This is a genomic window from Desulfuromonas sp. CSMB_57 (genome assembly GCF_020194955.2).
Taxonomy (GTDB): Bacteria; Desulfobacterota; Desulfuromonadia; order Desulfuromonadales; family Syntrophotaleaceae; genus JAFCIY02.
In genome coordinates, this window is record NZ_JAFCIY020000032.1 from 20127 (window position 1) to 33364 (window position 13238).

13 protein-coding genes are annotated in these 13238 nt (G+C 51.9%); 4 read left to right on the top strand and 9 right to left on the bottom strand.

Features of this window, described 5'->3' with window-relative positions; genetic code table 11:
- Positions 1-14 precede the first annotated feature (14 nt).
- The 7 genes from JQN68_RS10325 to JQN68_RS10355 all read right to left on the bottom strand — a co-directional run bounded on the left by JQN68_RS10325 (position 15) and on the right by JQN68_RS10355 (position 5579).
- Positions 15-1316: a pilus assembly protein TadG-related protein gene (locus JQN68_RS10325; protein WP_225073374.1), complete on the bottom strand. Its 1302-nt coding sequence runs from the start codon at positions 1314-1316 to the stop codon at positions 15-17.
- Positions 1317-1337: 21 nt separating this feature from the next.
- Positions 1338-1784 (bottom strand): TadE family protein, encoded by a 447-nt coding sequence (locus tag JQN68_RS10330; RefSeq protein ID WP_225073375.1) that lies wholly within the window; start codon positions 1782-1784, stop codon positions 1338-1340.
- An 85-nt stretch (positions 1785-1869) separates the two neighbouring features.
- Positions 1870-2139 carry a lipoprotein gene (locus tag JQN68_RS10335; RefSeq protein WP_225073376.1) on the bottom strand — a complete coding sequence of 90 codons (270 nt, stop codon included), beginning with the start codon at positions 2137-2139 and terminating at the stop codon, positions 1870-1872.
- 26 nt (positions 2140-2165) lie between these two features.
- Positions 2166-3707, bottom strand: a complete 1542-nt coding sequence (locus JQN68_RS10340; RefSeq protein ID WP_225073377.1) for a type II and III secretion system protein family protein — start codon at positions 3705-3707, stop codon at positions 2166-2168.
- A gap of 26 nt (positions 3708-3733) precedes the next feature.
- Entirely contained in the window at positions 3734-4561 is an 828-nt protein-coding gene (cpaB, locus tag JQN68_RS10345) for a Flp pilus assembly protein CpaB (protein WP_225073378.1), read from the bottom strand.
- A gap of 106 nt (positions 4562-4667) precedes the next feature.
- Positions 4668-5276, bottom strand: a complete 609-nt coding sequence (locus tag JQN68_RS10350; RefSeq protein ID WP_225073379.1) for an A24 family peptidase — start codon at positions 5274-5276, stop codon at positions 4668-4670.
- A 129-nt stretch (positions 5277-5405) separates the two neighbouring features.
- Entirely contained in the window at positions 5406-5579 is a 174-nt protein-coding gene (locus JQN68_RS10355) for a Flp family type IVb pilin (protein ID WP_225073380.1), read from the bottom strand.
- Between the two features lie 448 nt (positions 5580-6027).
- On the opposite strand from JQN68_RS10355, the gene JQN68_RS14895 reads away from it, so the two are divergent.
- Entirely contained in the window at positions 6028-6507 is a 480-nt protein-coding gene (locus tag JQN68_RS14895) for a GtrA family protein (RefSeq protein ID WP_225073382.1), read from the top strand.
- Positions 6508-7458: 951 nt separating this feature from the next.
- Here JQN68_RS14895 and JQN68_RS10365 read toward each other — a convergent pair.
- Positions 7459-9585, bottom strand: coding sequence for a PEP/pyruvate-binding domain-containing protein (locus JQN68_RS10365; RefSeq protein WP_249621174.1), 2127 nt, complete (start codon positions 9583-9585; stop codon positions 7459-7461).
- Entirely contained in the window at positions 9582-10028 is a 447-nt protein-coding gene (locus JQN68_RS10370; protein ID WP_225073837.1) for a pyridoxamine 5'-phosphate oxidase family protein, read from the bottom strand. The genes JQN68_RS10365 and JQN68_RS10370 overlap by 4 nt, the downstream gene beginning before the upstream one ends.
- A gap of 270 nt (positions 10029-10298) precedes the next feature.
- Between JQN68_RS10370 and JQN68_RS10375 the strand changes: the two genes are divergently transcribed.
- From JQN68_RS10375 to JQN68_RS10385, 3 genes are all read left to right on the top strand, one after another.
- On the top strand, positions 10299-10787 hold the full coding sequence (locus JQN68_RS10375) for a fasciclin domain-containing protein (RefSeq protein ID WP_502799358.1): 489 nt from the start codon (positions 10299-10301) through the stop codon (positions 10785-10787).
- Between the two features lie 908 nt (positions 10788-11695).
- Positions 11696-12934, top strand: a complete 1239-nt coding sequence (glgC, locus tag JQN68_RS10380; RefSeq protein WP_225073903.1) for a glucose-1-phosphate adenylyltransferase — start codon at positions 11696-11698, stop codon at positions 12932-12934.
- A 57-nt stretch (positions 12935-12991) separates the two neighbouring features.
- The coding region (locus tag JQN68_RS10385) for a Flp family type IVb pilin (protein ID WP_249621175.1) at positions 12992-13238 on the top strand (247 nt) is incomplete at its 3' end.

Genomic DNA, 13238 nt, shown 5'->3' on the forward strand with positions numbered 1-13238 from the left:
CAAAGTTTTTCTTATTATTCAACAAGTCCAGGAATACTTCCCTTTAAGCCAAAATCGCTTCCACCTCCACGCGTATCATTTGAGTCAACGTAGTTGCATAAAACTCGGCCTTTTACAGTCTTATCGGATGGACCGCCAACATCGCTAATTTCAACATAAGCGAACCCGACAATTTTAATAGTTTGGTTAGGGTTGCTGCAGTCGTTTCGATCATATACTGGAACAGTTGTTGGCCAGCGATGAAGATTTCTCGCTACGTTCTCTTTGGTAGGAGTCGTGGGATCGTCTGGATAGTAAGCACGAGATCCTGTTGAGTCAGGAGCATCACAACGGGTAACATCAATGCCTTTAGTGGTGCTAGTGCAAAGTGGTATTTCAAGCCCAGATCCTGTGGCATCTCTGACGGGATTGCCAGCATTATCAGTTATGGGAACACCAATGCCATCAGAATCAACGCCGCTGATATCATACCCGTTTTTTTGAAAAGCTACCATTAGGCTTTCAAAAGTATTCTTGCTCAATTCACCCCCAATAAACACAAAACTTGTATCACCAGCAATTGTTTCGGGACTGCCAGAATTGCCAGTTTTAATAAAATTTTCAAGGATGTTGCGCATTTTTGCGTCATTAGCGGGGCTGCTTGTGTAGGTATGCCAGCCTGCGCAAGATGCAGGGTCATTTGACGGTGAAAACGCAATGATATCGCGACAATCATTATTTTCGAACCAATACCTCGAAATCCCAATAGGGAGTTCGATTTCTCCGGGAGGAACGGCAGGCGGACCAGAGAGTGCTGCTGTAGCGAACGCATTGACACCAAGGGTATTAATGCCAAAAATTTTTGCAAAAAATGTCGAAATAGGTCCATTTGCACCGGCTTCGCGTCTTGTGGTTACCATGACCGCGTCTGGCTGATTGTAGTTGTTGACGCGAGATGACTTGGCTATAGTACGCCATTCAGACCATGTTCCAATAAGAACGTCCGCATCATTAACAATTAGTTGTTTTGCATCCCCTGCGTAGTTGTTTAATGCAGTCTGTAGGGCTATTGGAGCAATGTCGCTCCTGTTGGCGACATAAGTCTGTTGTTCTGCATAACTCATTTCTTGATATATTTTTGACAATTCCCTTGCTGCAGCAAGTGCTGAGGCATCAGCGGCATTTTGAAGTTCGTTCCTGACAACATGACGGTAACCAAGATCAATGGCAAAGGCAGCAATGCCGAGGAAAACAAAGACTAATAAGGCTACCAATACAATTACTGCACCGCGTTGGTTTGAAAGGCTCAGTTGCTGGAATGCTTTACTGGAATTCATGGCGCAATCCTTTCAATTACCTTATTCTGCTCTCATGGTGGCGCTGGCAAACAAAGTCTTTTGGAGACCCAAGTTCCCGACAAATCTAGGTATTATGAGAAAATCATAAGCGTATTGGACTTCAACCGTAAGATAGTCTTGAGCTGAAAGGAGGCCTGCTGTGCTTGGATCCGCAACTGTGCCGTTTTTTTTAACAGTTATTTGGGGGCCAGGGTCTGCCCCACTTCTAAAAGTAACTAAATAATCTGAACAATAGGTTTGGACTATAGTGCGTATTTCTGCAGTTGACCTTCTGGGGCTTCTAGCAACTATTCCAGCCCTGGCACCCTCACGGCTGGCGTTGGTCAGCATGGCTTGATTGTACATAAGAAAACCGAACTCAATTATTCCAAATACAATCAGCAACAATAGTGGCAGGACCACCGCAAACTCAACTACTGCCGCGCCATTTTGGTTATGCCTTGCCATACATGCTCCCCTTAGGCCATGAACTGCTGCTCAAAAACTTTTGAAAATAGAATAATAGTTATATACAGATAATGCTTACCTAGAGTTACTCCTTGATGCCGAATTCAATAACATCGGTTTTGGTAGGTTTCTCTGCAAAAGTCTGGTTGTAAACACTCATGATTTCCTCAGCTGTGATTCCGTCGATGCCTTCCGTATCCCGATCCGCATAGCGGTAATCGGGGTAGGCGATCATCATGTCCCAACTGGCCTGGCTGAGTTGACCGAACTCCTCATCGATATAGTAGGCTTCCTGCATGGTTGCACAACCCGAAAGCAGGAGCGCGCTCAATAGTACCAAGGTGTATTTTTTCATGGCTTGCCTCCTGAAAATTCAAGTAATTAGGGAGCGGTTACCGGTTCATGCCCGAATTCGCCTTCCAGGCCGCCCATGGGGCCGGTACCCGGGGCCGGAGCGGCAAAGCTGTGTTGCTGGAACGCAGAGACGTTTTCAGGAGAGCGTCGACCCTCGAGGCGACCTTCCATGTAATATTCCCAGCGATTCGGTGTTTGCATGAACTCTCCGGGGAAGCGCAGGCTGCCTTCACGTACGGGCTTGACCAGGTGCGGTGTCACGGCGATGAGCAGATCGGTTTTTTCCTGTTGATAAGCCGTGCTCCGGAACAGGGAGCCGATGATGGGCAGGTTGCCAAGGCCGGGAACCTTGCTCACGGTTTGGCGCAAATTGTCCTGCAGGAGGCCGGCAAGGGCCAGGGTCTGGCCGTCATGCATCTGGACGGTGGTTTCCAATTTGCGGGTACTCAGGTTGGGAACCAGGATCTGGCCACCCTGGCCGGCAAAGGCCGCGGGGAAACTGGAGGTGGACACGATATCGCTGACACTCGGGGCCACCCGCAGGCTGATGCGGCCGTCGCTCATGACCACGGGGGTGAAACGCAGGGCCACACCGAATTCACGGAACTCGATGGTGATACCGTCTTCGTTGGGCACCGGAATGGGGAACTCGCCACCGGCCAGGAAGCTGGCTTCCTGCCCGCTCAGGGTGACCAGGCGCGGTTCTGCCAAGATGCGGGCCAAGCCTTCATCCTCCAGGAACCGCAATGCCGAGGTGAAATTGTCCAGGCGGAAGAAGATGTTGGCAGGAGTTGTTCCGGACAGGCCGGCAAAGTTCAGTAACAGGCTGCCGGCATTGAAACCTTCAGGAGTGATGCCGTCAGCCCCACCCAGGTTGAATCCTCCGACACCGCCGATAATGTTCAAATCCTGGCCCTGGTTGACCAATCCCAAGGCGGCCTGCCAGTTGCGACCGGAGGAGCGGGTAACTTCCGCAAACTTCACTTCCAGCATGACCTGCTGAATACCACCGACTCTCAGCAGATTAGTGATGCCTTGCCCTGATTTTCCGGTGCCTTCGTCGCTGGTTTTTGCTTCAGCTTTTTGAGGCATAAAGGTCTGGGTCAGACGCAGGACCTGCTCGACAACTTCAGGGCCGGACACTGTGCCGGATAAAACAACCCCGGTCTCAGAACTATAGACTTCTATTTTTTCGTTAGGAAAGAGTTCAAACAACTTCTTTTTCAATGGTGTCAGATCGAGCGTCACATTGACGTCGATGATTGCCCGCACTTGTCGTTGGGCTTCATCCCACACGGTAACTCTAGAAAATCCGATTGTTTTTCCAAGGTTATAAATACTGATTAAGTTAGGCCGAAGCGGTCTTGCACCAATAATGTCGGCATTAGAGATAAGAATCTTCATTCTCTGGCTGGGTTCGCGTATCTCCACCAGTTCGGAACCACCGATGTTGACTTCCAATGTGCGGTGTTCGATTTCCGCTGCGGCGATAACCGGGGTGCCCAGCAAAATCAGGCAGAGTATCCCCCACAAACACATGGCCGGATTGACGAGTCGGCGTGTTTTCATCGTGACCTCCCTTTCATCCCAATTTATTATTTAGATTGAAATCTGTACGACTCTGCCGGTTTTTCCCCTCGAATAACTTCGACTTCGAAACTCGAAGGAGCAGGGGCCGCAGGCCTGGGTCGAGCGACCGCCGGACGCGGAGCCGGGCGTCTTTCGACCACTCTTGGCGCAGGCGCCGGAGGTTCGACGACTTCATCCAGCGGATTGCGCAGCACCAGTTGGATGGGGCCCTTATGGGTGGTCTGGGCCATTCTTTCCGCATCCTGGGGGGACAGTTCCAGGGTTACGGTGCGGACGATTTTCGGTTTTCCATCCTCGTTGTAGGTTTCCTGAGCAATGGCGAGGACTTCAACCTTTTCCAGAATGGTGCGGGCTCGCGAGGTGGGGCTTTGGCTGTCGATTTCGATGACATCGACGAAGGTATTGGGCATGATGAAACCGCCGACCCCGACCACCTCGTCAACGCGGATGGCCATGGCCCGCATGCCCGGCTTGATGGTGGCTACCAGGCCGGCACCCGAACCCGGTGCGGCCAGTTCGGCGGCCCGAATGGGAGTGCCGGCAATCATTTTGGAAACGACCACGCGACCCTCAACCTGGCTGATTTCGGAGAAAGCCCCTTGAGGAACATTGGCTTTCGGCCACTCCGCCAAGGCGAGGTTGTCGGCCGACAGGCGCGTGCCGATGTTGAGATTGGCCGCTGCAACGACGATTTTGGTCAGGGCCATCTGGCCTCTGGCTTCTTCCTGAGGAGCGCTTGCTTTGGTGCTCATCCACCTGTTAACGAGGACAACAGCCAATACTCCAAATAGTACCGCCAGCCCCAGGGCGATTATGGTGCCATATTTCTTCATCCCGGCCTCCTTTGAATGGAAAATTGAAAAACAGCGACTAAGAATTACTGTTTATGGGTATATTTAAATCCCAAGGCGAAAAGTGTCGCCAGGAAAAATTGTCTTTTTAAATAATGCCGCCCCTAAGAACATAAATTGAAAAACCAAAAGCGATGGCGATAGCGTATGGAAACCGGATTCCACTTTCACCCTTGCCGGCCTTGAATGGCTGGATATCTTTAAAAAAATAATATTCCTTAAATCTCTGTGAAATATATGACAGCAGAAATGTCATGCGTCCCGATACCACGAAATACATTAAACCGATAACCCCGCCAACGATTCCCATGTAAAGGAAGATTTGCAGGATATCTTTGGGACCCATAAGAGCTCCCAGCGCAGCGAGTGCCTTGACGTCACCGGCGCCCATGCCTCCTAAAAGAAAAATCGGTAGCAGTAACCCCAGTCCTGAAGCTGTACCTGCTAAGGCCAACCCTAACCCCTCCCATCCTGAAAAAATAGTATTGTACAAGATGGCGAGAATGCAGAAAGGAAAGGTAATTATGTTTGGAATCTTTGATAGTTTTGCATCGATCAGGCTGATAATAGTCAAGTAAGTTGAGGCAAAAAGAAAGACATGATTCGCTGAATTAGTCGATAAAATCAGTAAGCAGGAAACTACCGCCATGGCGGTAAATATTAAATTTAAAATCTTAAAGGCCCGTCTTCCACGCATTCTTTTTGCCTCAGGTGATATTCAATACATTTTTGAAAAATGCCTATATTAGACTTAGCAATTTTCTGAGGCCATCCTTCCACCTAGCAAGGTAAAAGGATGGCCAGTTTTAAATATAATTATTAAATATTAAGGAAGACGTTCCTCAATGTTTTCGAAGGTATTATTTACCTTCCCACCCAAGTTGGTGATGGCGACAATCGCCACAACAATAATCAGCGCCAGCATGACCGCGTATTCCGTAGCCGTCGCCCCCTCTTCACTTACTGCCAATTCCCTCATTTTCGACCAGAATTTGTTCATCTCCGTGCCTCCTTGTCATGGTGTTTGTTTCCGGAAAATCCCCTCTGACTTTCCAGAAAATATCGGGGGGAGTTCATTGTGTATCCCCGCGAAGGGTGAAATTGCCTGTGACTTTACCATTAAAACTGGGGCTTGCAATAACCTCTAAAAAAAGAGCATGAAAAAAATTCAAAAAGTTGACAACTGGTGTTCCATGGTCGATAACTATCTCTTTTGATTCCAGAATATCTTGCTATCGCCTGCTGTCAAGAACATGGATAATGTTTGTGTTCGAACACGCGGATTCGGCCTTTTAAAAAAATGCCCATAAAATCCGAGGGTATTCATAATCGATTGATTTAGTTGAGGAAAATTTGCCTTCAGAAGCGTGTATACTTAAGGGGAATTTATTCCAGTATGTGCCATCGATAGAGGCCAAGTTTTTGTGGCATGGCATGGAGAGATTGATATGAGAATAATTCGTTTCGGTTTGGTGGGGGGATTCAACACCCTGGTGGATTACGGAATCCTGAACCTGTTGGTATGGGTCTTCGCTATACAAAGCACCGCTGTGCTGGCCGTGGCGAATGCAGGGGCCTTCTTTGCCGCCAACCTGAACAGCTATTTTTGGAACAAGCGTTGGACCTTCAAGGACAGTCGGCACGGGACCGTGGGACAATATGCCCTTTTTCTGGGTGTATCCCTGGTAGGGTTGCTGGTGAATTCGGGCTTGATCTATGGAGTAATGCAAAGCGGAATTCTGGCCGACCGGGAATTTATCCTCAGGGCCAATTTCGCGAAGGCGGTCGCAACGGCGGGCAGCATGGCGTGGAACTATGTCGCTTACCATTATCTGGTGTTCTCCTCCAGGGAGAATCCCCACGAGAGCAGGCCTTGCCAAGAGGGGCCTGCGGTGGAGTCGCCGTCCGGCGGCGGGGATTCTCCGTAAACCATCGGTGTAATGCATAACAAGAAACTTTTGTAATAAGTATGTATCAGATAAATCGGTGTTTGTCATGTCAACTTTTTGTAAACCTCCAATTTTTTCCAGTGCGGGCAAAATCGGTTTCATGGTGATAAACCTGCTTGGAAATAAGGGTTTAGCTTGTTGTGGAGCTAAAAACTGAGATGCGCGGTGGAAATAGAAATATTTTAAGAAATTCTTTGGGCAACTAATTAAATAATAAAAATAGTTCTCGGGTCGTTGGCAATGCCTGGCCTTTTGGTTCAAAGTCTTTGGGTCGGAGATGAAGGCCGGCAAAGGAAAAGGCGTTTTTTGCCGCAGATGCACGCAGACAAGGCAAAAACAGGAAAATCTATTCCTACCACCCGTTCTCTGCGCTCCCTCGAGGCACAGAGGACACAGAGGAAAAGCGGGAGAAAACCTTAAAGTCCATGGTCTTGGGTTAAAACCAAAAAACGATTCCATGTTTTATCTGCGTGCATCTGCGGCTAAAATAGGTTTCAGGTTTTGATTTTCTCAGATTGTAACTCTGTGTCCTCTGTGCCTCGAGCGAAGCGGGTGGTGAAAAAAGGTTTATGGGTTTAAGATTTTATCTGCGTAAATCTGCGAAATCTGCGTCTCAAAGATTTTGACATCAAGGTCAAAGGCATTTTAGTCGCAGATGGCCGCAGATGAACGCAGACAAGGCAAAAATCAGAAAATCTATTTCTACCACCCGTTCGCTGCGCTCTCTCGAGGCACAGAGGACACAGAGGAAAAGCGGGAGGAAACCTTAAAGTCCATGGTCTTGGGTTAAAACCAAAGAATGATTCCAGGTTTTATCTGCGTTCATCTGCGTGTATCTGTGGCTAAAAGATATTTTAGGTTTGGAATTTCTCAGATTATAACTCCGTGTCCTCTGTGCCTCGAGGGAAGCGGGTGGTGAGAAATACCTGTTCAGTCCCGGTGAATGACAATCAACCCGAGATAGCCATCCACCGTCACCCGTTCGCCGTTTTGGATGATGTCCGTGGCGTTGGCGATGCCGGTGACGCACGGCAGGCCGTACTCGCGGGCGATGATGGCGCCGTGAATAAGCATGCCTCCGCGTCGTTCGACAATGCCTGATGCCAGGGGAACAATGAAGGTCATGGCCGGGTCGATGGCGTCGCAGACCAGGACTTCGCCAGGTTGGAAAGAGGTGAGGTCGGATGCCTCGCGAATCACCCGCGCCTTCGCCGTTACCACTCCCGGACCGGCAGGTTGTCCCTGAAGTTGCCGGACCCTGATTTCCATCGTGGAAGAAAGCCAGTGCGTACCGGATTGTCGGCCATCACCGGCCTTGGTTTTTTCCGGATTCAGCAGGGCTTGCAGTTCCGATGTTGCCGCCAGTGCCAGACGGCGCCTGGCTTCCCCTTCGGCAGCGGCTACCTGTCGGCGGATCCGGTCCAGGCTGAGGTTGTCGTCATCCCGCAACCGGTAACTGGCCCGTCCCAGCTCCAGGTATTCGGCGGCGCGCTCTCGATCTTCCTGGGGGAATCGAGCCAAATATTCCTTCTGCAAGTGCTTGGCATTTTGAGGTTCCCTGGCAGCGGGCTTGAAGCCGGCAGTTTGTGCCATGCGGTTCAGCATTCCTCTCAATACGTTTTTTTCCAGGCCGGTTTCCTCCGCCAATTCCTCCAGTCGCTCCTGTAACGGTCCGGTCAGCTTGGCGTCCTTGAAAAAATCGGTCTGAATCTCCGAATCGGTTTTGATGGCCATCGCCAGTTCCAGCCAACGTCGATTGCGCTGCACCGCCCGCATACCGGCATTCTCCAGCAGGTGGACGAACTCGAAGGGATCGGCGGGATGCAAAGTATCATTGTAAAACTCGCCGAACAGACGCACGCCGTGGGCCATGGGGATGCATTCGGTGCGATAGACCTCCTCCCAATCGGCCAGGATGCCTCGACGGCGGATGATTTCTTCGGCAAGTTGGCTGTCGGTGAGGGATTCGGGCGGGATGCAGGACAACCCGGCGGCCGCGGCTTCCATGCCCGGCAGGATTTCCTGTTCCAGTCGGCGGCGCAGGTTCTGGAGGTTTTCCATGGAACGGTGCAGGCTGAGGTACCAGCCCCGTTGGTCGTCATTCCCGGCATTTTGGCGGGCCGTGACAGGTCGGGACTGCAGCAGCCAAAGATGCTTTCCCTGCCAGGTCCATTCCACATCCTGGGGGTTGCCAAAAAAGTCCTCCAGATGCAAGGCCAGCTTGGCCACCTGCCGGACCTCTTGCGCGTTCAGGGGAGCTGTCCCCATTTGCCATTTATCCAAAGGAGCGGCGGCGACCTGGCCTCCAATGGGTTGCAACAGCTTCTCCCGTTGCGCCGGGCGGTGCCGAAGGGCTGTCAGATCGTCCCGTTGCAGTTCCCAGTGGTCCGGTTCGATGTCGCCGTCGACCAGGCCCTGGTTCAGACCCCAGACCGATTCGATGACCAATGTCCCCGGCTTTGACGGGCTCTGGCTGAATGCGACGCCGGATTTCTCACCGCACGCCAACTCCTGGATGAGCACTGCCATGGCACTGCCATGGACATTGAGCTTCAACTCCTGTCGGTAGAGCAGGGCGCGATCCGACCATAGGGAGGCCCAAACCTTGCGCACGGCATCGAGGAGCGCCGAGGTGCCGCGGACATTGACGATGGATTCATGCAGGCCGGCGAAGGAGGCCGCCGCGGAATCTTCGCACGGCGCCGAAGAGCGCACCACCAAGGCCTTGGCGCCGAAATAAGCCTCGACTTCCTGCCGAAACCGCCGTTCCATGCCCGGGGGCCAGGGGGTGGTCAAAAACAGGTTGCGGATTCTCAGGGAGGCGTCCCACAGTTCTTCCCAGCGCATTTCGCCTGGATCCTTGCGTCCCAGTTCCATGGCGATGCGCTGCCGCAGGCCGGTTTGCCGGACGAACCGACCATAGGCGGCGACGGTCAGGCACAGGGCACGCGGCACGGGAAAGCCGGCAGCGGTCAGGTCGGCCAAGGCCCGGGCCTTGCCACCTACTTCCTGCGATCCGCAGGTTTTGGCCTCGGTCAGGCTCAGAATCCACTTCATGACTCGAAAACCAGTTCCATGACGTTTTGAAAGCGACTGACCAGGATGTAACGCTGGACCTTCACCTCCAGCAGAGCACAACTCGGGGAGGCGGCAAATTCCTGAAGCAGGGGGTGGCGCTCCAGAAACAGATTCATCCTTTCGGCTTGTTCGGCATCCGGAACTTCGCCGGCGACGCCGAGAACGGTGACGGCCATGGCATCGCGAAAATCCTCACCACAATTCTTGCGGTTGTCCAGAAGCAGGGAGACCTGCGGTTGTTGGCGGAGGTTGGAAAATTTGCGGGTCGCCCGTGCGGTAACGAACAGCAAGCGGCGCAGGTCATCGCTGGCCGCAAAGGCGATGAGGGAGGTATAGGGCCGACCGTTCTCGCTGGTGGCCAGGACGGCACAATTCTGGTTGGCGAGCAGTTGCCGAATGTTTGACTCCAAATTCTGTTCCATGGTTGCTCCTGCAAAAGGCATTGAATGTTTGATGATTTCACAAAATGTCATTCCCGAGGTGTTTATGGTCGGGAATCCAGCAGTTTTTTTATTATTTTTCAAGCCTGTTCTTGCAACCGGCTGGAAAAGTGATAGCTTTGGTCCATGCTGTCTGGTCAAAAACTTGGCGTACCGAAAATGGACAAGCCTCTCTCTCATCCAAGGAGAAATTCTACCATGCTGATCCAAAAAAAACAGGCGGTTATGACGTTGTTGGTGGCCGGCGCAATGATGGTTTTCGGTCTGACTGCTTGCAAAAAGGAAGAAGCGGCCGCTCCGGAAACGGCTGCACCGGCTGTTGCGGAAGCGCCGGCCATGAATATCGTTGAAGTTGCCTCGTCGGCGGGCAGCTTCAATACCCTGGTGGCGGCGGTCAAAGCTGCCGGATTGGTCGAGACCCTTTCCGGTCCTGGACCGTTTACGGTTTTTGCACCGACCGATGAAGCTTTTGCCAAACTGCCGGCAGGAACCCTCGACGATTTGCTGAAGCCGGAGAACAAGGAACAACTGGTTAAAATCCTGACCTATCACGTGGTGCCGGGCCAGGTCATGGCGGCCGATGTGGCAGGATTGACCACCGCGACAACGGTGCAAGGGCAAAACCTGGCCATCGATACCAGTTCAGGGGTCAAGGTCAACAACGCCAACGTGGTGCAGACGGATATCGCTGCTTCCAACGGTGTCATTCATGTTATCGATACGGTGTTGCTGCCGCAGTAAGGGAGTGGTATTCGAACAAATACACAGGTACGCCGGTTTTTCCAGATACCCGGGCCATCATGGCCCGGGTTTTTTTAAACAAGATTCTTGCTTTATGGTTTGTCTGCGAAATCTGCGTCTCAAAGATTTTGACATCAAGGTCAAAGGCATTTTAGTCGCAGATGGCCGCAGATGAACGCAGACAAGGCAAAAATCAGAAAATCTATTTCTACCACCCGTTCGCTGCGCTCTCTCGAGGCACAGAGGACACAGAGGAAAAACAGGAGTAAAAATCATTAAAACTGGGTTTGGGTTTAAACCATCAAGCGGTTTTTAGGTTTTATCTGCGTTCATCTGCGTTCATCTGCGGCTAAAAGAGGTTTCAGGTTTTGATTTTCTCAGATTGTAACTCTGTGTCCTCTGTGCCTCGAGCGAAGCGGGTGGTGAAAAAAGGTTTATGGGTTTAAGATTTTATCTGCGTAAATCTGCGAAATCTGCGTCTCAAAGATTTTGACATCAAGGTCAAAGGCATTTTAGTCGCAGATGGCCGCAGATGAACGCAGACAAGGCAAAAATCAGAAAATCTATTTCTACCACCCGTTCGCTGCGCTCTCTCGAGGCACAGAGGACACAGAGGAAAAACAGGAGTAAAAATCATTAAAACTGGGTTTGGGTTTAAACCATCAAGCGGTTTTTAGGTTTTATCTGCGTTCATCTGCGTTCATCTGCGGCTAAAAGAGGTTTCAGGTTTTGATTTTCTCAGATTGTAACTCTGTGTCCTCTGTGCCTCGAGGGAAGAGGGGGGTGAAAACCGGTTTTTGGTTTTGATGTATCCTCCAGGGAGGATGCTACGAGGGGTTTGCGTGGTATAGTTTATTACATGTTGTCAATCGATTTCGCTCTCATTCATTTTTTCAGGAGGTTCCCGCATGTATGCAATGGACGATATCGGCAGGAATACTTTGGCCATGGTGCTGGCGGGGGGCAAGGGAGAGCGGTTGAGCCCGCTGACCCTGCGTCATGCCAAGCCGGAGTTACCCTTCGGCGGGAAATACAAGATCATCGATTTTGTCCTGAGCAATCTCTTCAATTCCGGCATCAAGCGGGTCTACATCCTGACCCAGTATCGCGCCTGCTCCCTGAATCAGCATATCTGGGACTCCTGGGGTAAATGGACCGGCCTCGGCGAGTTCTACGTGCCCATTTCGCCTGAGACCAGCAGCGAAAGCGAAGCCTGGTTCCAGGGCACGGCCGACGCCATCCTGCAGTACCAGCGCTTCGTGGAATCGGCGGATACGGATTATGTGGCGGTGTTCGGCGGCGACCACATCTACAAGATGGATATCCGGCAGATGATCTATGCCCACCGCATGAACCGGGCCGACATCACCATCGCCTCCCTGGAAATGCCCGCCGAAGAGGCGCGGCGTTTCGGCGTTTTCTCCGTGGATGACGACAACTGGGTCACGGCCTTCACGGAGAAGCCGAGCAGGCCGGAGACCATCCCCGGACGGGACACCTGCTTTTCTTCCATGGGCAATTACATCTTTTCCACCAGCAAACTTATCGATGTTTTGCGGGAGGGCAAGAAACGATTTGCCGACCTCGATTTCGGCAAGCATGTGATTCCCCTGATGCTGGAGCGGGGCGACAAGGTATTGGCGTACAACTTCAACGACAACCTGATACCGGGTATGAAAACCGGAGAACGCGGCTATTGGCGGGATGTGGGAACCATTGAATCCTATTACGAGGCCAATATGGACCTGGTTCATGTTTCTCCGCAACTCAATCTCTATAACTATAAATGGCCCATTCTTACCAACCAGGGTAACTATCCTCCGGCGAAAACCGTGTTCGATGACGACGATCGTCGCGGGATGAATATCGATTCCTATGTCTGCGGCGGGTGCATCACCAGCGGGGGCATCGTGCGGCGGTCCATTCTCGGGCCGCTGTGCAAGATCAACAGCTACAGCCTGGTGGAGGATTCCATTCTGTTCGATAACGTCACCATCGGCCGGAACGCCAGGATCCGGAAGGCGATCATCGATGAAAACATGGTCATCGCCAACGGCGAAGAGATCGGTTATGACGCCGATGCGGATCGGCAAAAAGGGTATACGGTTACGGATTCGGGAATTGTTGTTGTCGCGCGCAAAGGTTAGCCTTAAATTCTCACTGCTGGTATTGCTGCATACGATTGTTGGGGGGGAGCGTTGCGCATGGGCTCAAAACTGAAGTCTGAACGGGGGGCGACGGCCACCGAGTATGCCGTGATGTTGGCATTGATCGCGGCCGTGGCCCTGGTGGCCGTCAAAGAGCTTGGTTCAGGGGTTTCGAATAGCTTTGATCCGGTTGCTGCGGTTCTTCCCGGCGATGATGGCGGTGGTGGCTCGGGTGGCTCGGGTGGTTCGGGTGGTTCGGGTGGTTCGGGTGGTTCGGGTGGTTCGGGTGGTTCGGGTGGTTCGG